Origin of the sequence: Actinomyces sp. ICM58 (assembly GCF_000283035.1) — a bacterium.
GTDB lineage: Bacteria > Actinomycetota > Actinomycetes > Actinomycetales > Actinomycetaceae > Pauljensenia.
The window spans coordinates 1-22426 of record NZ_ALIY01000056.1; the positions used below are offsets into that span (position 1 = coordinate 1).

Annotated in this window: 19 protein-coding genes; all 19 read right to left on the reverse strand. The window is 66.6% G+C overall.

The features are described from left to right. Positions 1-24: 24 nt before the first annotated feature. A complete protein-coding gene (gene pyk, locus HMPREF1138_RS02680) occupies positions 25-1464 on the reverse strand; it encodes a pyruvate kinase (protein ID WP_081495955.1) in 1440 nt (479 codons plus the stop codon). Between the two features lie 123 nt (positions 1465-1587). After that, on the reverse strand, positions 1588-2541 hold the full coding sequence (gene lgt, locus HMPREF1138_RS02685) for a prolipoprotein diacylglyceryl transferase (protein ID WP_009056287.1): 954 nt from the start codon (positions 2539-2541) through the stop codon (positions 1588-1590). Further along, positions 2538-3347, reverse strand: a complete 810-nt coding sequence (gene trpA / locus HMPREF1138_RS02690; RefSeq protein WP_009056268.1) for a tryptophan synthase subunit alpha — start codon at positions 3345-3347, stop codon at positions 2538-2540. The genes lgt and trpA overlap by 4 nt, the downstream gene beginning before the upstream one ends. A 1-nt stretch (position 3348) precedes the next feature. Further along, positions 3349-4644, reverse strand: a complete 1296-nt coding sequence (gene trpB, locus HMPREF1138_RS02695; protein WP_039936612.1) for a tryptophan synthase subunit beta — start codon at positions 4642-4644, stop codon at positions 3349-3351. Continuing rightward, on the reverse strand, positions 4644-5492 hold the full coding sequence (gene trpC / locus HMPREF1138_RS02700) for an indole-3-glycerol phosphate synthase TrpC (protein ID WP_009056251.1): 849 nt from the start codon (positions 5490-5492) through the stop codon (positions 4644-4646). The genes trpB and trpC overlap by 1 nt, the downstream gene beginning before the upstream one ends. 88 nt (positions 5493-5580) lie before the next feature. Then, a complete protein-coding gene (locus tag HMPREF1138_RS02705; RefSeq protein ID WP_009056258.1) occupies positions 5581-7146 on the reverse strand; it encodes a chorismate-binding protein in 1566 nt (521 codons plus the stop codon). A 67-nt stretch (positions 7147-7213) separates the two neighbouring features. Further along, entirely contained in the window at positions 7214-7906 is a 693-nt protein-coding gene (locus HMPREF1138_RS02710) for a prepilin peptidase (protein ID WP_009056257.1), read from the reverse strand. Then, positions 7903-8775, reverse strand: a complete 873-nt coding sequence (locus tag HMPREF1138_RS02715; RefSeq protein ID WP_039936614.1) for a shikimate dehydrogenase — start codon at positions 8773-8775, stop codon at positions 7903-7905. The genes HMPREF1138_RS02710 and HMPREF1138_RS02715 overlap by 4 nt, the downstream gene beginning before the upstream one ends. Further along, complete coding sequence (mltG, locus tag HMPREF1138_RS02720; RefSeq protein WP_009056263.1) at positions 8772-10238, reverse strand: endolytic transglycosylase MltG; 1467 nt, start codon at positions 10236-10238, stop codon at positions 8772-8774. The genes HMPREF1138_RS02715 and mltG overlap by 4 nt, the downstream gene beginning before the upstream one ends. After that, positions 10235-10723, reverse strand: coding sequence for a Holliday junction resolvase RuvX (ruvX, locus tag HMPREF1138_RS02725; RefSeq protein WP_081495956.1), 489 nt, complete (start codon positions 10721-10723; stop codon positions 10235-10237). Before ruvX ends, mltG begins: the two co-directional genes overlap by 4 nt. Then, complete coding sequence (alaS, locus tag HMPREF1138_RS02730) at positions 10720-13428, reverse strand: alanine--tRNA ligase (protein WP_009056289.1); 2709 nt, start codon at positions 13426-13428, stop codon at positions 10720-10722. Before alaS ends, ruvX begins: the two co-directional genes overlap by 4 nt. Before the next feature lie 122 nt (positions 13429-13550). After that, positions 13551-14174, reverse strand: a complete 624-nt coding sequence (gene rpsD, locus HMPREF1138_RS02735) for a 30S ribosomal protein S4 (RefSeq protein WP_009056277.1) — start codon at positions 14172-14174, stop codon at positions 13551-13553. Between the two features lie 125 nt (positions 14175-14299). Continuing rightward, the gene (locus HMPREF1138_RS02740; RefSeq protein WP_009056278.1) at positions 14300-15643 is read right to left on the reverse strand and encodes a replication-associated recombination protein A; all 1344 of its coding nucleotides are present in this window, start codon (positions 15641-15643) and stop codon (positions 14300-14302) included. Between the two features lie 10 nt (positions 15644-15653). Next, positions 15654-16940: a hypothetical protein gene (locus tag HMPREF1138_RS02745; RefSeq protein ID WP_039936617.1), complete on the reverse strand. Its 1287-nt coding sequence runs from the start codon at positions 16938-16940 to the stop codon at positions 15654-15656. Between the two features lie 205 nt (positions 16941-17145). Continuing rightward, a complete protein-coding gene (locus HMPREF1138_RS02750) occupies positions 17146-18177 on the reverse strand; it encodes a hypothetical protein (RefSeq protein ID WP_238318593.1) in 1032 nt (343 codons plus the stop codon). A 330-nt stretch (positions 18178-18507) separates the two neighbouring features. Beyond that, positions 18508-19302, reverse strand: a complete 795-nt coding sequence (locus HMPREF1138_RS02755; protein ID WP_039936629.1) for an ABC transporter ATP-binding protein — start codon at positions 19300-19302, stop codon at positions 18508-18510. Between the two features lie 4 nt (positions 19303-19306). After that, a complete protein-coding gene (locus tag HMPREF1138_RS02760) occupies positions 19307-20353 on the reverse strand; it encodes a FecCD family ABC transporter permease (RefSeq protein WP_009056298.1) in 1047 nt (348 codons plus the stop codon). Further along, on the reverse strand, positions 20350-21348 hold the full coding sequence (locus HMPREF1138_RS02765) for a FecCD family ABC transporter permease (RefSeq protein ID WP_039936618.1): 999 nt from the start codon (positions 21346-21348) through the stop codon (positions 20350-20352). The genes HMPREF1138_RS02760 and HMPREF1138_RS02765 overlap by 4 nt, the downstream gene beginning before the upstream one ends. Before the next feature lie 36 nt (positions 21349-21384). Further along, a complete protein-coding gene (locus tag HMPREF1138_RS02770; protein ID WP_009056280.1) occupies positions 21385-22422 on the reverse strand; it encodes an ABC transporter substrate-binding protein in 1038 nt (345 codons plus the stop codon). Between the last annotated feature and the right edge of the window lie 4 nt (positions 22423-22426).

Consider the following 22426-nt stretch of genomic DNA (forward strand, 5'->3'; position numbering starts at 1 on the left):
CCCCACCGTTTGCGCCTCTACGGTTTAGCGTGCGCCGCCGATCGAGTAATCGGCTTCGTCACCCACCTCGTGGATACGCAGCATGTTCGAGGAACCGGGGATGCCCGGCGGCATGCCGGCGACGATGACGAGCTGCTCGCCGATCTCCGCCAGGTGCGAGGACTGCACAACCTGATCAAGCTGCCAGACCATGTCATCCGTGTGCTGCACCTCGGGGACGCGGTATGTCTGGATGCCCCAGGACAAGGCCAGGCGACGGCGCGTCGACTCCAGCGGCGTGAAGGCCAGCATCGGGATCGGGCGGCGCATGCGCGACAGCAGGCGCGCAGAGGTGCCCGACTGGGTGAAGGTCACCAGGTAGCGGGCGTCCATGTGTTCTGCGATGCGGGCGGCCGCATCGCAGATGACGCCTGCGCGGTCGGCGAAGAAGCTGGGAATGGACGCGATACGCTCACCACCGTTCTCTTCGGTGGACTCGATGATCGCTGCCATCGTGCGCACCGTCTCGATGGGGAAGGCACCCACCGAGGTCTCGCCGGAGAGCATGACCGCGTCGGCGCCATCGAGGATGGCATTCGCACAGTCAGAGGCCTCGGCGCGGGTCGGGCGCGGGTTCTTGATCATGGAGTCCATGACCTGGGTCGCCACGATGACGGGCTTAGCGGCAAGACGAGCCAGCTCGATCGCACGCTTCTGAACAAGCGGCACGGCCTCGAGGGGCATCTCGACACCGAGGTCGCCACGGGCAACCATGATGCCGTCAAAGGCCTCGACAATCTCCTCCAGGGCATCAACGGCCTGGGGCTTCTCAATCTTGGCGATGACGGGAATGCGCTTACCCATCTCGTCCATGATCTCGTGGACGTCCTTAATGTCGTGGGCCGAGCGCACGAAGGACAGGGCGATGAAGTCGGCGTCCTGCTCGATCGCCCAGCGCAGGTCCTCCTTGTCTTTCTCGGACAGCGCGGGAACGGACACGGCGACGCCGGGCAGGTTCAGGCCCTTGTGGTCCGAGACCACGCCGGGGACCTCGACGCGGGTCACGACGTCCGTATCGGTCACCTCGACGACGCGGACCGCAACGTTGCCGTCGTCAATCAGCAGGCGGTCGCCGGGCGCGCAGTCACCGGGCAGGCCCTTGAAGGTGGTACCGACGAGCTCCTTCGTGCCGGGAACATCGCGGATGGTGATGGTGAAGGTGTCACCGATCTTCAGCTCCTGGGGGCCATCCTGGAAGGTCTCCAGACGGATCTTGGGGCCCTGGAGGTCGACGAGGACCGCGATCGCACGGCCGGACGTCGCAGACGCCTTTCGCACGCGCGCAATGACGGCCTCATGTTCCTCAGCCTTTCCATGCGACCGGTTGATACGCGCGACATCCATGCCGGCGTCCACCAGTGCCTGGAGCTGCTCAGGGGATTCAGTAGCAGGTCCAATAGTGCAGACAATTTTAGCTCGACGCATGAACCCAAGTTTACCGTCCAGTCACACGGGAATCACTAAGGAGCTCCGCACAGATAACGTGATCATTCCCATGAATGAACCAATTATGGGACCTTCGACTCCACTAGCGTGCCCGCCGCTGGTTTAAAACTCCTCGAGAGAGCTCTCCTGCGCGGACTCGTCTTCGCTCACGCGCGTGTCGATGACATCCTCAGCATCGGAGTCGCTTCCCTCAGGGCTCGCCCCCGCACGCTCATCGTCATCCGTCACCGCCCCGTCACCGGCGACCTCGCGCGGCCGACCCAGGCGACCCGCGAGGACAAACAGTGCGACGCCAAGGAGGAACACCGCCAGGGACGTCCACACGTTCAGGCGTACACCGGCAATCGTGTGTGCGTCGTCGATACGCAGCATTTCGATCCACGCGCGTCCCGCGGTGTACACCATCAGGTACATGCCGAACAGCTGGCCGGCCGCGAAGCGGCGGCGGCGCTCAAGCGCCACGATGAGCGCAGCGCCAGCCAGGTTCCACAGGCACTCGTACAGGAACGTGGGATGGAACAGGGTGCCCACCGGGTAGCCCGCGGGCAGGTGCGCGGCGTCAATCTGAAGCCCCCACGGCAGAGTCGTCGGGGCGCCGAACAACTCCTGGTTAAACCAGTTTCCCCACCTGCCGATCGCCTGGGCGACCAGCAGGGCAGGCGCCAGAGAGTCCGCGATTGGCCCGAAACGCACGCCGGCCCTCTTGACGGCGAGGAATGCACCCAGCGCGCCGAAGGCGACGCCTCCCCAGATCCCCAGGCCGCCGCGCCAGATCTGCAGGGCGAGCCAGGGGTCGCCGCCCGGCCCGAAGTAGGCCTCGGGTGAGGTGACGACATGGTAGAGACGAGCACCGACGACGCCCAGCGGGATCGCCCACAGAGCGACATCGAAGATGGTGTCGGGGTTGCCCCCGCGCGCCGCGTAGCGCCGGGAGGTCCACCACACGCCGACGATCATGCCGACGGCGATGATGATGCCGTAGGCGCGCAGCGGGAGCGATCCGAGGTACCACACGCCCTGGGAGGGCGAGGGAATGCCAGCAGCGAGGAGGCTCACGCGCGCGCTCCGCTCACGCCGGCCTTGAGCTCACGGGCGAGCTCGCTGAGCGCCCGCAGGCCGCGGTCGACGTCGTCTTCGAAGAGGGTCTTGACCAGAGCCGAACCGACGATGACGCCGTCCGCGTAGGCACCGATCTCTCGCGCCTGGGCACCGTTTGACACGCCCAGGCCCACGCACACGCGCTGGGCACCGGCCGCACGCGTGCGTGCAACGACGTCCGCTACGTGCGCGCCGACAGCCGCGCGGGCGCCCGTGACACCCATCGAGGAGGCCGCGTACACCCAGCCGCTCGAATGCTCGGCGATCAGCTTCAGGCGATGCTCCGGGGACGAGGGGGCCGTCAGGTAGATGCGCTCCAGGTCGTACTTATCCGAAGCTTCCTCCCACTGCGTGCCCTCCTCGGGCGGCAGGTCGGGGGTGATGAGGCCCGAGCCACCGACGGCGGCGAAGTCCTTCGCGAAGCGCTCGACACCCCACCACTCGACGGGGTTCCAGTAGGTCATCGAGGTCGTGGAAATCCCATACGAGGTCAGCTCGTCCACCGCGTGGAAGAGATCCTCCAGGTGCGTGCCACGCTCAAGCGCGGCGACGGTTGCGCGCTGGATCGTGGGGCCGTCCATGCCCGGGTCGGAGTAGGGAAATCCCAGCTCGATGACGTCGACTCCGGCATCGGCGAGGACCTTACCCGCGCGAACGGAGTCCTCGACCGACGGAAAACCGACGGGCAGGTAGGCGATCAGCGCGGCGTCGCCGCGCTCGAGTGCCGCATCGATGGCGACAGCGGAATGGGGGGCTCGCGTCATGTCACTTCTCCTCGTTCTCGTCCAGGACGGTCACGCCCGAGGGGCCGGCGCTCGGGTCGATGACCTGTAGCTTCGCGCGGCCGTATCCGAACCAGCGCGACGCCGTGTCCACGTCCTTGTCGCCGCGCCCCGACACTGTCACGATGGCGATGGGCTCGTCTCCGGGCGCGAAAGGTCCCTCGGCCTCGGCTTTCGCGAGGGCCCACGCGCGCACCCCGGCGAGCGCGTGCGATGACTCGATCGCGGGAATGATGCCCTCCGTGCGTGACAGGTGCAGGAAGGCGTCCATGGCCTCAGCGTCGGAGACGGGGATATACGAGGCCCGCCCCGATCGGGCCAGCCACGCGTGCTCGGGGCCCACACCCGGGTAGTCGAGGCCCGCCGAGATCGAGTGCGAGGCCTTCGTCTGTCCGTCACGCTCCTGCAGGACGAACGTGCGAGCGCCGTGCAGCACTCCAACCTGATCGGCCGTGATGGACGCGGCGTGACGCCCCGTGTCGAAGCCGTCGCCAGCCGCCTCGCATCCCAGCAGCTCGACACTCGGATCGTCGATGAACGCCGTGAAGGAACCGATCGCGTTCGACCCGCCGCCCACGCAGGCCACAACGACGTCGGGCAGTCGTCCCTCGGTCGCGAGCAGCTGGGCGCGCGCCTCGTCGCCGATAACGCGCTGGAGGTCGCGCACGAGCTCCGGGAAGGGGTGCGGGCCAGCCGCCGTGCCGAAGATGTAGTTCGTCGTCTCGACGTTGGTCACCCAGTCGCGGAAGGCCTCGTTGATGGCGTCCTTGAGCGTCGCAGAGCCGGCCGTCACGGCGATCACCTCGGCGCCGAGCATCTGCATCCGCGCGACGTTGAGGGCCTGACGCTCCGTGTCCTCGCGCCCCATATAGATCGTGCAATCCAGTCCGAGGAGGGCCGCCGCGGTTGCGGTTGCGACGCCGTGCTGACCGGCTCCTGTCTCGGCGATGACGCGGGTCTTGCCCAATTCCTTCGTGAGCAGGGCCTGGCCCAGCACATTGTTGATCTTGTGCGAGCCCGTGTGGTTGAGATCCTCGCGCTTGAGGAAGACACGCACGCCGCCCAAATCTGCGGCGAAACGCGGCGCCTCGGTCAGCAGGGACGGGCGACCGGCGTAGTTGGCAAACAGGTCACGCAGACGCGCCTGGAAAGACTTGTCGCGCCACAAGCGCTTCCACGCCGCCTCAACCTCTTCGAGGGGGCCCATCAGCGACTCGGCCACAAATCGGCCGCCGAAATCACCGAAATACGGTCCGGGGACGAAGTTCTCAGCGCTCATCACAGTCCTTCCTTGCGGGCCGCGGCGACGCGGGCCCGACGATCCGTGCGCAGCGCCGGATGCTGACCGGCGCTGACCATGTCCTGAATGCTCGAGAGAGGATCGCCGGAAGTCACCAGCGCCTCACCAACCAGGACCGCGTCCGCTCCCCACTTGGCGTACTCGAAGACATCGTGTGCCTGTGCAACCCCCGACTCAGCGACCGCGACGACGTCCTGCGGGATCACGTCGATGACCTGCTCAACCGTCGAACGGTCGACCTCGAGGGTCTTCAGATTACGCGCGTTGACGCCGATGATCGACGCGCCCGCGTCGAGGGCACGCAGCGCCTCCAAGCGCGAATGCGTCTCGACGAGGGCCTCCATTCCCAGCGAACGCGTGCGCTCCAGGAGCGACACCAGCGCGTTTTGTTCCAGGGCAGCCACGATCAGCAGGACGAGATCCGCGCCGTGAGCACGCGCCTCGTGAATCTGGTAGGGCGTCACGATGAAATCCTTGCGCAGGATCGGGATGTCGACCGCCGCGCGCACCGCGTCGAGATCCGCGAGCGACCCGTGGAAGCGACGCTGCTCGGTCAGTACCGACACCACGGAGGCACCCCCTGCCTCGTAGACGGACGCCAGGGCGGCAGGATCAGGGATCCGCGCGAGTGCTCCCTTCGAGGGGGAAGACCGCTTCACCTCCGAAATGATCTTGACGGCACCGTCGCGATTGCGCAGGGCACCCAGCGCATCCTTCGCCTCGGGAACGCTCTGTTCCATCTCCTTGACACGGTTCAGAGGAACGCGACCCTCGCGCTCTTTCAGGTCCTCCAGGACCCCCACGATAATGTCATCGAGAACGCTCACGACGCTCCCCTTTCACCGAGAAACAGTTGGACGCCATCAAGGCTAGCGAATAAAAGGGACGCCCGGGCGAAGCATCCGGCCGCGCGTCTCACGACAGCGGGGCCAACGTCGAGGCGCGCACGACGGACTCGACCGCGGCGGCGGCCTTATTGCGGGACTCCTCGTACTCCAGCTCGGGCACCGAGTCCGCGACCACACCGGCACCGGCCTGAACCGAGGCCACGGAGTCCCTGAGGGAGGCCGTGCGGATGGCGATCGCCAGATCGGCGTCACCCGACAGGTCGAAGTAGCCGACGACGCCACCGTACACGCCGCGGGCGGCCGGCTCGAAGTCGTCGATCAACTGGATAGCACGAGGCTTGGGCGCACCCGAGAGGGTACCCGCCGGGAAGGTCGCAACCAGAGCATCGAGGGCATCCGCATCCGGTCGCAGGACCCCCGTCACGGTCGACGAAATATGCTGGATGTGAGAGAAACGCTTGAGCTCCATGAGCGTGGACACCTCGACCGAGGCGGGATCGCAGACCTTCGACAGGTCGTTGCGCGCCAGGTCGACGAGCATCACGTGCTCGGAGAGCTCCTTGGGATCTTCCAGCAGCTCCGCAGCCAGGCGGTGGTCCTGAGCCGAGTCGGCGCCGCGGGGACGCGAGCCCGCGATCGGGTACGTCCACACGCGACGGCCCTGCGCCTTGACGAGCGTCTCCGGGGAGGAACCCACGACCTCGAAGTGACCACCGCGCTCGTCGGGCAGATCCAGGTAGTACATGTAGGGCGAGGGGTTGACCGTGCGCAGGACGCGGTACACGTCCACGCCGCTGGCCTCGGTCGACACGTCGAGGCGCTGAGACAGGACGATCTGGAAGGCATCCCCGTCCGTGATCGCGCGCTTAGCGGCGTTGACGGAAGACTCGAAGTCGGTGCGGCGCGTGCGCTGACGGACGACCGGGGGTTCCTGGCCGCTCACCCCAAGCACCGCCGGGGCGATGGGCGAGGCCAGCTGGCTCGTCATGGCGTCGAGCCGCTGGATCGCGCGGTCGTAGGCGCCATCGACGCCCTCATCAGAGCCATTGAGGTTCCACGCGATGGCCATCAGGTACACCGACCCCGTCGCGTGATCGATCGCGGCGACCTCCGTGGCAAGCACGAGCGTCGCGTCGGGGAGGTCGGACTCCTTGGGTGCGGTTGCCGCCAGGGTCGGCTCCCATTCTGGAATGATGCCCCATCCCAGCGACCCGACGAGGGCGCCCGTCAGCGGGGGCAGCCCCTCAATAGGCGACGCCGCCAACTGCTCGAGCGCGGAGTGCACGACCTCCAGGAACGTCCCCTCCACGACGGCACCCTCCGGGTGTGCACCCACCCACTGCGCGTGGCCGTCGCGTGCCACGATGGCGCCGGCGCTGGACGCTCCCACGAAGGACCAGCGGCCCCAAGAACCCCCGTGCTCGGCGGATTCGAGAATGAAACTGCCGTAGTCGCCGTGGGCGAGCTGACGGTAGACGCCAACGGCGCTGAGCTCATCGGCGAGGACGCGACGCACGACGGGAATTACGCGCCTCGACGTGGCGAGCGACGAGAAGACGTCACGAGGGGGCCAAGTCTGACCCCATTCGAGGCTGACAGGCTCGGACGGATGCGAAGGCGTCGTAATACTCACCGTGTCATTGTCCCATCACAAGCGGCCTTGGGCCCGACGGGTCCACGATGAGGCGCGTGACACCGGCCTATAGCCAGTCGGGCACGACACCCCAGGCGATCGCACCCACGAGGGCGGAGCCGATCATCCACGGGCCCATGGCGACCCGCGACTTTGTGCCGGCGGAGCCCACGACGATCTTCCACAGGGCGGCCAAACCCGCGGATATGAAGGACAGGGCGAGCGCGAAGACGGCGACGTGCAGCCCGACTAAGCCCACCATGGCCCCGAGCACGGGGGCGAGCTTCACGTCACCCCCACCCATTCCTCCGGGCAGACGGTTCAGGATCGCGACGGGGACGAGCCAGATGAGCGCGCCCACGGCGAAGCCAATGAGTCGCCCAGACCACATCGGGGAAATCAGGCACCCGATGAGGGCACCGACGATAACGCCGATCCCCATGACCACCGTGTACATGTTGGGGAGCCGGTGCGTGCGCGCGTCCACGTAAGCGCTGAGGGCGCCGATCATGGCAACCGTCATCACCGCCGGCATGCCGGGTCGCATCTGCGCGGCGACGAAGAAGATAGCACCGACGATGCCCGCCACCCACACGATCGCGTTACGCGACAGAGGCTTTTGGGTCACCTCGATGAAGTATCGGCGCTGCACCCTCCACCCGGAGTGCCACAGCCATCCCAGAATAATGATCCACGTGAGAAAGCCCGAGACGAGAGACAGGTCGGAGCTGATGCGAAGCGAGAGCCACTCGGCGATCACGGATGCCCCTCTCCCCCGCTCGCGCGCTCGCGCCGCGCGAGCTCGTCCTCCAGGGCGGCGCGCATGAGGGACGGGTCGGGGCTGCGTCCAGTCATCAGCTGAACCTGAGCGGCCCCCTGGTAGACCAGCATGTCTGTCCCCTCAGCAACAACTGCACCCCCACGTTCAAAGGCGGCTCGCAGGGCAGTATCACGCGGCGAGTAAATGACATCGAGCAGAATCTGATCCTCACGGGGAGCAAGGACGGCAGCAAGCGGGTCCGCGACCGTGGCTGGCAGGGTCGAGATGAGGACGTCGCAGGCAGTCGCCGCGGCGGTAACCGCGCGCATATCCGACCACATCACCTGCTCGACGCCGACACCGAGGCGGGACGCCGCAGCGATCACCGAGCCAGGTCCGCCGAAACGCCGAGCCGCAACCGTGGTCGTCGTGATACCGAGTTCACCCAGGGCTGCCAACGCAGACGAGGCCGTCGCGCGGGCCCCCAGGACCAGGGCACTCGTCGGAAGCGGCACCCCCGCCTGGTCACAGGCGCGCCTGATCGCCGAGGCGATGCCGGCCACGTCCGTGTTGAATCCCGCGAGCACCCCGGCGGAAGGAACGACCGTGTTGATGGCTCCGACCGCGCTGGCCAGCGGGTCGATGGCGTCGAGCAACCCCATGACCGCCTGCTTGCAGGGCATCGTCACCGACAGGCCACGGAAGGAGTCATCGAGGCCCGCGACGAAGGCGGGCAGGGTCGCCTCGTCCACCTCGCAGCGCCGGTACTCCCAGCCGTCAATCCCGAGCTGGCCCCAGGCCGCTCGGTGGATCACCGGGGAGAGGGAGTGCGAGATCGGAGAACCGATGACCCCAGCCCATGCCGTCATGACTGGGGGCTGCACTGGTCGGTGTGGGTCTTGCAGTACTCGACCAGCTTCTCCTTGTTCTTCTCGTGATCGGCCGCGTTGGACGCGAAGAGAGTGTCGCCCGTGTTCAGGTCGACCGTCACGAAATAGAGCCAGTCGCCGTCGGCCGGTTTGAGGACGGCCTTGATGGCCTCCAGGCTGGGCTGGTTGATCGGCGTGGGAGGCAGGCCCGCGTGCAGGCGCGTGTTGTAGGGGTTATCGGCGTCCAGGTCGGCCTGGGTGGGCAGGCCGCCCTCCTTGCCGACGCCGTAGAGCGTCGTCGAGTCCATGCCGAGCACGCCCTTCGTCTCGCCCTCGGTGTCGGCCAGTCGATTGTCGATGACTCGGGCAACCATCGGCATGTACTTCGAGTTCGTGCCCATCTCGCCCTCGACGATCGAGGCCTTGATGAGGACGGTTTCGCGGTCCGCGGCGGGCACACCCAGCTTGTCCAGTTCTTCGACGGTGGCCGCAACCATACGGGCGACGACGCTCGTCGGCGTGTCATCCTCCTCGACCTTATATTCGCCGATGTGCAGCCAGCCCTCGACGTTGCCGCCGGCCTCGGCGGGCAGACCGATGGCCGCGGTGTTCGCAAAGGCCTGTTCGACCTCGGCATCGGAGACGTCCATGACTTCGACGATGCGCTTCTTGATCACCGACATGCGTTCGCCCGCCAGGACCGTCACCGTCGAGTCGACGCGATTCTTCGGATCGAGCAGGACGGCGAGCGCATCCGCGGCGCTCATCTGCAGCTTGAAACGATAGGTGCCCGGATTAATGCTGCGTGCCGCGCTGTTCTTCTCGTACTGACGCACGAAGGCTCCCACGGAGCGGACGACGCCTGCTTCGTAGAGCTTCTGGCCGATCTCGCGTCCGGTCGCCTGGTCGTCGATCGTCACCAGGATGTCGGTCGTGCCGGGGCCCGGGTAATCGTCGGAGGCAACGGTCGAGGAATTCATCAGTTGAGAGTAGGCAAAGTAGCTCGCGCCGCCCACGAGGCCGAGCACGAGAACGATCACGAAGAAGGAGCGAATACGGCGGCGGCGCTTACGCTTGCGGGCGGCGCGGCGTTCGCTGGCGATCCGCCGAGAGCGCATGCCGGTCGTCTCCGAGGCAGCGTCGGTCGGCTTCCACGCGGGGTGCTCGCCCCGCGGCTCGGACTCGCTCAGCGATGAACGCGCGGGCGTCACAGCAGACACGCCCTGAATCGGGGTGGGCGTGGGGTCGGCCTGGGAGACGGCGGGCGTGCTCTGGCGGGACAGGCGCGCGTCACTCGCATCGTGCGAGGCGTGGGCGGGCGAGGCGGTTCCGCGCACCGGGGTGGGCGTCGGATCCGATGGCGTAGGGGTCACGTCCTCGTTGGGAGCGTCGGAGTAGACCTTGGGCTGGCCGGAGTGGATCTCTCGGCGCGAGCGGAAGGGATACGTGGGGGGCGTACTCATTGGTTCGCTCCTTCGCTATTCTCGAGGACGATCTCCTCCCCGGGCGCGCGACCGCTCATGCGCTCGAGCTCCAGGGCCTGTTCCAAGATAATCTGCGCCGCAACCTGATCAATGACGCTACGGTGCTCACGCTCCGGAATACCGGATGCGCGCAGACGCTCGTGCGCCTGGTTGGAGGTGAGCCGCTCGTCGACCATCGCAACGCGCACGCCCCCAACGAGCTTCTTGAGGCGACGCGCGTACTTGCGGGCGCCCTTAGCGGAGATGCCTTCCCCGCCGCGCAAGTGCCGCGGCAGCCCCACGATCACCTCGATGGCCTCGTGCTGGGCGACGATCTCCGCGAGCTGATCGAGGTCCGACGAGTCGGGGGCGCGCGTGAGGGTCACGACGGGCATCGTGAGGATGCCGTCGGGGTCGCATCGACTGACGCCGACACGCACGGTGCCGACGTCCACGCCGATGCGGATTCCCCTGCGCAGGCTCACAGCGACTCGATCTGCGAACGGATCGCTGCGAGGCCGGCCGCAATACCCTCGGGCTTGGTACCGCCACCCTGGGCAATGTCGGCCTTGCCGCCACCGCGACCATCGACATGCGCGAGTCCCGCGCGCAAGAGCGCGCCCGCGTCGAGCGTCAGCTCGCGCGCACGCTCGTTGGTGGCAACCACCAGAGCAACCTTGCCGCCCTCAGCACCGGCCAGGGCGACGACCGCACCGCGCTCGTGCCCCAGACGCGCCGCAACGTCCTGGACCAGACCGCGCAGCTCCTTCGTCGGGACACCGTCGACCGCGGCTGCCACGAGGTCGACCGCCCCGATGCGCTCAGCGGATGCGGCCAGGTCGGCGCCCCGACGCTTTGCCTGTTCGGCCTGAATCTTCTCCAGCTTCTTCTCGGATTCGCGCAGCTTGGCGAGCAACGACTCGATGCGCTCGGGCAGCTCATCCACGCGGCCGCCCACGAGCTGGGACAGCTGAGAGACGAGAGCGTGTTCCTTCGCCTGGAACTCGTAGGCGCCGGTACCGACCAGGGCCTCGATGCGGCGCACGCCGGAGGCCACCGAGCCCTCGCCGAGCACCGTCACGCGGCCGATGTGGCCCGTCGTCGGTACGTGGGTGCCGCCGCAGAGCTCGCGGTCGAAGCCGTCGCCGATCGTCACGACGCGTACCTCGGAGCCATACTTCTCTCCGAAGAGAGCGATCGCGCCCATTTCCTTCGCCTTGTCGATGCTCATGACCTCGGTGGTCACGGGCAGGTCCTCGGCCAGCTTCTCGTTCACCAGCTCCTCGATGTCGCTGAGCTGAGAACCGGCGAGCGCGCTGTTGTGACGGAAGTCGAAGCGCAGACGCGAGGGCGAGTTCTCCGACCCTGCCTGGTCCGCGTGCTCGGACACGACGTTGCGCAGTCCCGCGTAGACCATGTGGGTCGCCGTGTGCGCACGAGCGATCGCCAGGCGACGCTCGGAGTCAATCTCGGCGATCACCGAATCACCCAGAGCAATGCCACCCTGGCGCAAGTGACCACGGTGGACAGTCAGTCCACGGATCGGAGCCTGAACGTCGGTCACGTCGATCACCGTGTCGCCGCCGGGCAACCGAATCGTTCCGTGGTCGGCCAGCTGGCCGCCCATCTCCGCATAGAAGGGCGTCTGATCGAGGACAATGTCAATAGCGGCGGGAGCTTGCGCCACCGGCACCGGCTGTCCGTCCACGAGGATCGCCTGGACGCGGGCAGGCGCAGACTCCTGGGTGTAGCCGAGGAACGTCGAACCGCCGCCCATCTCCTTTTCGATGTCGTGGAAGACGCGCACGTCGGTATGTCCGGTCTTCTTCGAGCGCGCGTCGGCGCGCGCGCGTTCCTTCTGCTCGGCCATGAGCGCGCGGAAGCCCTCCTCGTCGACGGACACGCCCTGCTCGGCGGCCATCTCGAGGGTCAGATCAATCGGGAAACCATAGGTGTCGTGCAGCAAGAATGCCGACTTACCCGAAATCAAGGGCGCGCCCGCCGATTCCTTCGCGCTCGCCACGGCCACGTCCAGGATCGTTGTTCCGGCGCTCAGCGTGCGACGGAAAGCATCCTCCTCCGCGTAAGCGACCTCGGAAATCGTCTTCCAGTTCGTCTCCAGCTCGGGGTAGGAGGCCTTCATCGCGTCCTTCGACGCCGTCAGCAGCGTCGGCATCGTCGCTTCGTCGACACCCAGCAGACGCATCGAACGAACGGCGCGGCGGATCAGGCGACGCAGCACGTAGCCGCGGCCGTCGTTGCCCGGACGCACGCCGTCACCGATGAGCATGAGGGAGGAACGAACGTGGTCGGCGACCACGCGCATGCGCACGTCATCGTCGTAGGCCGCGCCGGCCTCGGGACCCGCGGCCCCCAGGCCGTAGCGCTTGCCGCTCATCTGCATCGCGGCATCGATGACGGGGAAGACCTCGTCGATCTCGTACATGTTCGGCTTATCCTGCATGACGAACGCGAGGCGCTCGAGGCCGGCACCGGTATCGATCGCCTTCTTATCGAGTTCCCCCAGCAACGGGTAGTCCTTGCCGGTTCCCTCGCCACGCATGAACTGGTCAAACACCAGGTTCCACACCTCGAGGTAGCGGTCGCCACCCGGGTCCACAGTGCCACCCACGGCCTCGGGACCGTAGGAGGGGCCGCGGTCGTAGTGCCACTCGGCGCAGGGGCCGGCCGGGCCGGGCTGACCCGTGTCCCAGAAGTTCTCAACGCGCGGCAGACGCACGATGTGCTTGGGATCCATGCCGATCTGCTTCGTCAGGACGTTCAGAGCCTCCTCGTCCTGGTCCCAAATCGTCACCCAGAAACGATCACCGTCGAGGCCGTACTTGCCTTCCTCGCGCGAACCGGTCAGCAGGTCCCACGCGAAATTGATGGCGCCTTCCTTGAAGTAGTCACCGAAGGAGAAGTTACCGTTCATCTGGAAGAACGTGCCGTGACGGGTCGTCTTACCAACGTTGTCAATGTCGTTGGTACGAATGCACTTCTGCACCGACGTGGCCCTCGGCCACGGAGCAGGCTCGACGCCCATGATGTAGGGAATGAACGGAACCATGCCGGCGATCGTGAAGAGGATCGAGGGCTCCGGAGAGACCAGTGAGACGGAGGGACACACCTCGTGGCCCTGCTTCTCAAAGTAGTCGAGCCAACGGGTGCGGATTTCAGAAGTACGCATAGTGCCTTATGTTAGTCGGTCCCCACCCATGACGGCACATCGGCACGCTTACGCGCGCTGTGGGATACACATACAACCGCGCCCCCCAAGCACGTGCTTGGGGGGCGCGGTGATAACAAAGGTCAGCGCGAGTAGTGCTCGACGACCATCTGCACGTCAACGGTCACGGGGACCTCGGCGCGCTTCGGGCGACGCACCAGGGTCGCCTTCAGGCGGGAGAGCTCAACGTCCAGGTACTCGGGGACGGCGGGCAGCACATCGCGGTGAATGCCCTCAGCGGCAATCTCGAAGGGGACCGTGGTCTGCGACTTGGGCTTGACCTGGATGGTCTGGCCGGGCTTGACGCGGAAGGAGGGGCGGTCCACGATCTTGCCGTCGACGAGGATGTGACGGTGGACGACCACCTGACGGGCCTGCTGGATGGTGCGGGCGAAGCCGGCGCGCAGGACCAGGGCGTCCAGGCGCATCTCGAGCAGCTCGACCAGGTTCTCACCGGTCAGGCCGGCGGTGCGGCGGGCCTCTTCGAAGGCGCGACGCAGCTGCGACTCACGGATGCCATACTGGGCGCGCAGACGCTGCTTCTCCTTCAGACGAACGGCGTAGTCGGAGTCCTGGCGACGGCGGGTGCGGCCGTGCTCGCCGGGGCCGTAGGGGCGCTTCTCGAAGTAGCGGACGGCCTTGGGGGTCAGCGCGAGGCCGAGAGCGCGGGACTCGCGGACCTGCTTACGGGAACGATTCGTTGCCATGATTCTTCTTTCCTGTTTCTCATGTCATGTCGGGACGTTCGCCCGACATGGGGCCAACTCCAGGACCGGTGAGGATCCGTCGGCTAAGGCCCCAGGTGCCCGCGCAAGCGGACAACTGTTCCATACTAGCGTCTTTTCAGCAGATTGCGAATGACGCCAAGCCTCTTCGTGAGCATCGCCTCATGCCCGTTCTCGGTCGGCTCGTAGTAGCGGGTACCCTCCAGGTCGTCGGGCAAGTACTGCTGGGCGGCGACGTGATGGGGATGATCGTGGGCGTAGAGGTACCCGTCGCCGTGCCCGAGCGAGGAGGCCCCGGAGTAGTGGGCATCGCGCAGGTGGGGGGGAACCGCTCCCCCGCGCCCGGCTCTCACGTCCGCGAGAGCACGATCGATCGCCAGGTACGTGGCGTTGGACTTCGGGGCAGTCGCGACCGCAACAACCGCTTGGGCGAGGAGGAGGCGCGCTTCCGGCATGCCGATGAGGGCGACTCCCTGGGCGACACTGACGCATGTCGTGAGCACCTCTGGCGCGGCCATGCCGATCTCCTCCGAGGCGGCGATCATGATGCGCCGCGCGATGAAGCGCGGATCCTCTCCGGCCTCGATCATGCGCGCCAGGTAGTGCAGGGAGGCGTCGACATCCGAGCCGCGCATCGACTTGATGAAAGCGCTCGCCACGTCGTAGTGCTGGTCGCGGCCCCACCGAACGAGCGCCTGATTCGCAGCTGCCTCCACGCTGGCCACCGTAATCTCACCGGAGCCGTCATCGCTGGCCACGCCCGCCGCGGCTTCGAGAAGCGTCAGCGACTTACGCGCGTCCGAGCCCGCCAGGCGCACGAGGCCCGCCACGGCCTCGTCGGTAATGGAAAACCGACCGGCGAGACCGCGCTCATCAGTGGCGGCACGCCGGACCAAGCCCTCCAGCACATTGGAATCCAGAGGACGCAACGTCAGCAGGAGCGAGCGCGAAAGCAGGGGCGCGATCACGGAGAACGACGGGTTCTCCGTCGTGGCAGCGACGAGAACAACCCACCGGTTCTCGACCGCAGGAAGGAGCGAATCCTGCTGCGACTTGGAGAATCTGTGAACCTCGTCGACAAAAAGAATCGTCTCCTCGCCACTGCTCGCCAGGGTCCGACGCGCCGCGTCCACGACACGACGCACGTCCCCCACACCCGATGACACGGCGGACAACTCGACGAAACGCCGACCCGAGGCGCGGGCGATCAGATACGCGAGCGTCGTCTTTCCGGTACCGGGAGGCCCCCACAGGACGACCGAGGAGACGGCGACCCCGCCGCTCGACTCCGCGGAGAGCAAGCGTCGCAGCGGGGCGCCCTCCCCCAGGAGGTGTGACTGGCCGACGACCTCTTCCAACCTGGTAGGCCGCATACGAACGGCGAGGGGCGCGTCCGCGGTAAACGCGGGCACGCCCAGCTCGTCGAATGATTCAGAATCAAACAGATCCATGAAACCTAGCCTACGTCAGGGTGACTCCCTGCGAGGAGGACCCGATCTTCGGACCGGACAGAACCTGGAGGACGACGAGGCCTCCAAGGATCAGCATGCACGCGCCGGCACCCAGCAGGTATCCGTTCAGGCCCTCGGACTCGTCGCCCGAGTTCGAAGAGGACAGGACCTCAGCGTGGAGCTTCACGGAGCCGGAGCCATCCACCGCGGTGCCGGGGCTCGCGGCGGCGACCGTCGAGGCGACCTTGAACTCGGCCCAGCCAACCAGCTGGTGCGAGCGGTTCGCGACGACGACCTTGTAGTCGCCCATCGGCAGGCCGGTGACATCCATGGTCACCTGGTTCGAGGGCTCAACCTGAAGCCAACGCGCCTCGCCCGTCTGCATGATGTTGGCGCTCACCCACTCGCCAGCAACGGCCTTGTCAGAAGGAACGTTGATCGTGAGCTGTCCACCGGTGAAGGCGGCGCTCACGCCACCCTTGTTGGCGTCGGTCAGCTGCGACTCATCGGTCACGGGCGACACGGGCGTGTCGGAGGGCTGGCTCGAGTGAGCGGCGGGAGAGGAGGAAGCGGAGGGACTGGGCGTCGGGCTCACAGAAGGAGTCTGGGTCGGCTGGACGACGGGCAGCTCCGGATCGTCGGGCTGTGGCACAGGAGCAACGGTCGGTGGCGCCGTCGGCTCGGGTGCGGGATCGGTCGTCGGCTCGGGGGCGGGTTCCGGGGTGGGATCGGTCGTCGGCTCGGGTGCAGGCTCCGGGGCAGGATCGGTCGTCGGCTCGGGTGCAGGCTCCGGGGCGGGATCGGTCGTCGGCTCCGGGGCGGGATCGACAGGGTCGGTGTCGCCGGGGTTGTAGGGCTTGAAGACCTGCACCGAGTAGCTCGAGGTGGTCGCGAGCGTCTTATCGTCCTTGTAAGTGACGATAGTGACCCAATGCGACGTGCCAGGTTCCCACGTGATGCCCTCGATGTTGTTGGTGCCGTTGGGCACGGGAACGATCATCGAGTAGCTGTTGAGCGGGGCAGCCTTCCACAGATCGTCGGCGGTAGGGGCCACGATCTCACCGTTGCGCTCGAAGGTCGGGGCCGACGTGGGAGTCACGCGGCCATTATCGAGAATGACGCCCCAGTAACCCGTCTTACCGTACTGCGCCTCGAAGTCAAAGGCGTTTTCGAGGCTGACGATAAAGGACGTGTTGGGGATGGAGTAGGGACCATCATTGCTGTCTGCACGCGCGGTGAAACCAGGAATGGCGAGCGCGATCGCGGCAAAGAGGCACAGGGCCATCAGGACGCTCATCGCCCGACTGCGGCCCGCGAGCCCCCGCGCGGAGAGGGCAGTCCTAGCCCGTCCGTGCTGCATAATGGTTCTCCTTAGTGACTAAATACTCAGCAGCTATTATCTAGAAACCAGAGTAACAGGTGTGACGACTGATTGCTAAATTCCAACGCACACCAACCGGTTAATCGTGATCTCATTGGCATGAGACGGCCCGCGACTGTTCCTAGTGAGCCCCCGCGTGCGGGCGACGCACAATACTGACCGTAACGACGGCACCGAGGAGGGCCAACAGAGCGCCACCAGCGAGGATCCATCCGTTCAGGCGCCCCTCTTCCTCACGGGCGGCCTGGTCGTTCGCCTGCTGCTCGGTGTGCGCTTTGGGTCCAATCTGTGAGGCGGAGACGCTCTGCTGTTCGGTAGAGGCGGAGGCTTGTGGGGTCGGGTCGGACGAATCTGCGGGCGCACCGGCACCGCCAGAGGAGGATCCACGGGCGGGGGAAGCGCTCGAAGAAGCCGATGGCGACGGGGACGAGGCCTCGCTCGCGCGGCGCTGCGCATCGTCCGACTCGCCATCCGCCGCCTGCGTGAGGACCACCTGCGAGTTAGTGACGGGCTCCGCTTGCTCGTCGGCAGGAACCGCCGGCGGCATCACGGTCGACGTGGATGAGTCGACGTCACTGGGAGCAGTCACATCGCCACCGGGCTCGGCGGCGTCGCCCCTGTGGTCCGGATCGACGGGGGTCGGATCATCGACGGCAACAGAACAAGAACGAACCGCGACCTGCGCATCGACAACCGTCACGTTCACCGTCACGTAGGTGCCCGTCACGCCGTCGCCGATCGCGATCTGATGACTGGAACCAACCTCCCAGGTGGAGGGAACAGCGATGTCCGCCGAGAAGGAGCCATCGCCGCCGACCTCGATAACCGCCCAGGCACTCCGATCGCGTGCAACGGCGGCCGGCACCCAGTCGGGAAGATTAGTATCGGCGGGGCGTCGTTCCTTGCCATCATCGAGGGTGACGATCACAAAGCCGCGCGTGGTGCCCGTGCTCGGACCCCACCCACTGCCCTCGGCATGAACGGGCTCACCCGCATGGAGGATAGAGGAGACGTGCACGGTCGCATCTTCTTCGGTTGCCACGAGGCAGGACGCCGACACATCCGGCACACCGTCGTCACTATAGGCGGGTGTGGCGGCGACAAACACGCCTGCGACGATGGACGCAGAGGCGGTCAAGCCGAGCAGGGACATGTGCAATCCCCTGCTCCGCGTGAGCGACCGTGTCGTCATGCCTGATGTCTTCCTTTTCCTCGAGATAATCTCAACCAATCCTTGCAGTTCTGGGCAGAACGTTAATGTCAGTGTCCGAGTAACTACCGGTTACATGGTCAATAGTATTATCTCGCGCCCCCGACGCAATTGCGAGCAACAAGCAAATTACTGGACCATAGGCTCAATAGGCGATTTTCCGAGGAAAAATAGCCCCTCACACCATTTATTGTGAGTTATATTATCGGACAATCATGCTGTCAGATAACCCGCTGGTCAGCATTTGAGATTGCGAGTTCACTTGCTCAACACCTAGGGGCGTGGCACGACGAGCGGCGAACCCGTCTGCGGATCCTCGACGATCACGCACGGCACGTCGAATACCTCCTCGATGAGGGCGGGAGTCACGATGTCACTCGGCGCCCCCTGCGCCACGATCCGCCCCTCCTTCATGCACACAAGGTGGGTCGCATAGCGAAACGCTAGGTGCAGATCGTGCAGCACGGCGACAATCGTCCTGCCGTCGGCCTGCAAGCGCCGCGCGAGGCGCAACACCTCGAGCTGATGATTCAGATCCAGATAGGTTGTCGGCTCGTCCAACAACACGATGTCCGTCGACTGCGCAAGCACCATCGCGATCCACACTCGCTGACGCTGCCCGCCCGAGAGCTCCCCGACGCGCCGCCGAGCCAGGGTCTCAACGCCCGCCTGACGCATGGCCCACGCCACGGCCTCGTCATCCTCAGCGCTCCACTGACGAAGCAACGACTGATGAGGATAGCGCCCGCGCGCAACCAAGTCCTCCACGAGGATATCCGCGGGAGCGGTGGAAGACTGCGCGAGCAGCCCGAGTCGACGAGCCAGCTCCTTCTGGTTCATCGTCGTCAGGGCCCGACCATCCAATTCGACCACACCCGAGCGCACGCCCAGCACTCGCGCCAGGGAACGCAACAGCGTTGACTTACCGCAGGCATTCGGACCAACAATCACCGTCAGCTGCCCCTCGAGAACGTCGAGAGACAGATCCTCCAAAATGGGAGCATCCTTCCCGTACCCCACCGTCACCGAACGCGCGCGCAACCCCCGCGCATCATCCCTGGCGTCCAACACGTCACCTCACCTCACGAACCAACAGAGCCAACAGATAGATACCGCCCACGACGCCCGTCACCACGCCGACCGGCAGCTCATGCGGCGCCACGATACGCTGCGCGACCACGTCGGATGCCAACACGATGAGGCCGCCCACGCCAGCCGACGCCGCGAGGCCCACTCCCCCGCTACGGCTCACACGCCGAGCGACATGGGGAGCAGACAGGGCGACAAAAGACACCGGACCGGCAACGGCAGTCGCCGCGCAGACCAGCACTATCGCCACGACAATCGCGACAATACGAACGACACGAACCCGCACCCCCAACCCTGCCGCGACATCATCGCCCATCGCCACGAGCCCCAACGGCACCGACGCCCACACAAGGACGCACGCCGCGACCAGGAGGACGACCACGAGGGGAAGCACCCGAGCCATCGTGACCCCCGCGAGGGAACCCGCGCTCCACAGCTGCGCCCGCTGGGCAGCCTCCAGAGGTGCCTTCACAATGAGGAGCGAGTTCACGGCCCTCAGAGCCGCCGAGCACCCGATACCGACCAACACCACGCGCATCCCCGTGACCCGCACGCCGCCTGCGCACGCCACAATGACAACACCCGAGGCCAGCCCACCCACGAGGGCTCCAACCCCCGTGACGGCAGGACTCGAACCCAGAACGATAATCGCGACGAGAGCCCCCGTCGCCGACCCCGTCGACAGGCCAACGATGTCGGGGCTACCCAGCGGGTTACCCGAAATCGTCTGAAAGACCGCACCGGCGATCCCCAACGCACACCCAACACACACGGCTGCGACCATGCGCGGCAGGCGAACAGATCGCACGAAGTAGACGCCGAGGAAATCATCCGACGGACCACCATCACCCATCAGGCGCCGAAACGAATCCGCGGCGCTGAGCCCGTAGTCCCCCAACGTCAGCGACAAGACGCACAGGGCAACGAGCACGACGAGGGCCCCGAGCACGACAACGGCGCTGCGCCTGTGAACGCGCACAGACACGCGCCCCAGTGCCACGCGCACGTACCGATCCCGCTCGCAGTTCACGACACTCCCCTTCCGCGCGCGCCGAGGATGAAGAACGGCGCGCCGATGAGCGCGACGACAACTCCGACGGGCACCTCCTGCGGGGCCAGCACGAGGCGGGACGCAACGTCAGCGGCCGTCACCCACACCGCTCCGACCACCACGGACCACGCAGCGATCGGCCCCTGTCGAGCGCCCACCGCCCGGCGCACGAGCAAAGGAACGGCCAACCCGACGAAGGTCAGGGGACCGCCGATCGCCGTCGCCCCGCCCGCGAGGGACGCGACGGCAACAGTCCCCAAACCTCGCACGAGGCCCACTCGCACCCCAAGACCCGAGGCGGCCTCGTCTCCGAGGGTGAGCACTCCGAGGGCCGACGTCAGGGCTGCCCCCACGACGACCCCACAGGCGATGACAATGCCGCCCCACACCAGGGTCGCCACGTCCACGCCCTCGAGCGAACCGGACGCCCAGTAGCGGAACTCGTTGAACGCATTCTGATTGGAGGCGAGTACGGCCTGCGTGAGGGAGGAAAGCGCGGCGGACACCGCGATACCGGCCAGGGCGAGGCGACCATGCGATCCGGCCCCGCCGCGCCCAGACAGGACGATAACGAGACCCGAGGCGATACCTGCCCCCACCAGCGCCGCACCGATCGTCATGGCGCGCGTCGACACGCCGACCACTGCGGTGGCCGACACGACGACGAAGGCAGCGCCGGCGTTAATGCCCAGGACCCCGGGATCGGCCAGCGGATTGCGCGTCATCGCCTGCATAATCGAGCCGGCAAGCCCGAGCGCACCGCCGATCATGAGGGCGGCGAGCGTGCGAGGAACGCGCAGCGCGAGGACAACCTGCGCGTCCTGCGAGCTGCCGCCATGGACCAGAGCGTCCCACACCGCATCGGCGCCTATCTGGCGCGACCCCAGGGCGAGGGACGCGACGATCACAGCGACGAGGACCAGCGTCGCCACCGCACAGGCGGCAACGACGCTGGCAAAGCGGCGTGGTCTCATCTCAGGCGCGTTCCAGGTAGTGCGTCGCTGCCCCCGTCACGAGGCCGGGACGAACTGCGCCTCGATGGACGAGACGATTCCATCCATGAGGAGGTAGCCGCCGGTCGAGGTCCACAGGGAGCCGTCGACCGGGATCACGTGGCCCGCCTTGACGGCACCGAGCGAGTCGAAACCAACGGTGTTCTTCGCCTCCTCGAGGGCGGCGGCAGAGGCCTCGACGCCCGTGTTGCCACCGGCGGAAGGGTTGTTCACGGAGGCCTTACCCAGCGTGCCGAAGAAGATCCAGTCGGCGTCGATCTGATCGATGTTTTCCAGCGAGACGGGCTCGGAGTGCCCCTCACCGTCGCGATCCTGGTTGGCGGGGCGCTTCATGCCGAGCGCGGTGAGAGCCTGGCCGGCGGGCAGCTCCTTGAGAATGAGGCCGGCGCTGTCGCCCTGCCAACGCACGACCGAGTAGGTCTGGTCGAGGTAGCCAGCATCCTTCAGGCGGGCGCTTACGGAGGAGACATGCTGATCAAACTCCGCGAGCTTCGTCGCAGCCTCGTCGGACAGACCCAGCGCATCTGCGGTGAGGGTGAAGGTCTCGCGCCAGTCACCACCGGATTGAGTGGTGAAGAAGACGGGCGCGATCTGAGACAGGGCGTTGAGCGTCTCCGTGTCGTTGTTCTTCACGGAGGTGCCGTCGACGAGGATCAGGTCCGGGTGGGCGGCGCCGATGGCCTCGAGGTTGGGGGTGCCGATGGAGCCGAGGATCGGGATGTCTCCGGCGCGGTCGAGGAGGTAGTTGGCGACCGTCTGCTGGCCGCGGCCCGAGACGACACCAATCGGGGTCACGCCCAGGGCCAGCGCGTTGTCCGTCGTGGGCTCCGACAGGGTCACGACGCGGCTCGGGTGAGCGGGAAGCGTCACCTCCTGGCCGGAGGCATCGGTGACGGTGCGCGTCGCAGAGCTCTCGGACATCCCGGAGGCCTCGGGGGACGAGGCCGGAGCGGGCTGGTTGGACGAGCAAGCTCCCAGCGTCAAGGCTGCCAGGGCGAGCGCCGCGATGGCGCGGACTCGTGTCGAGATGTGCACGTGT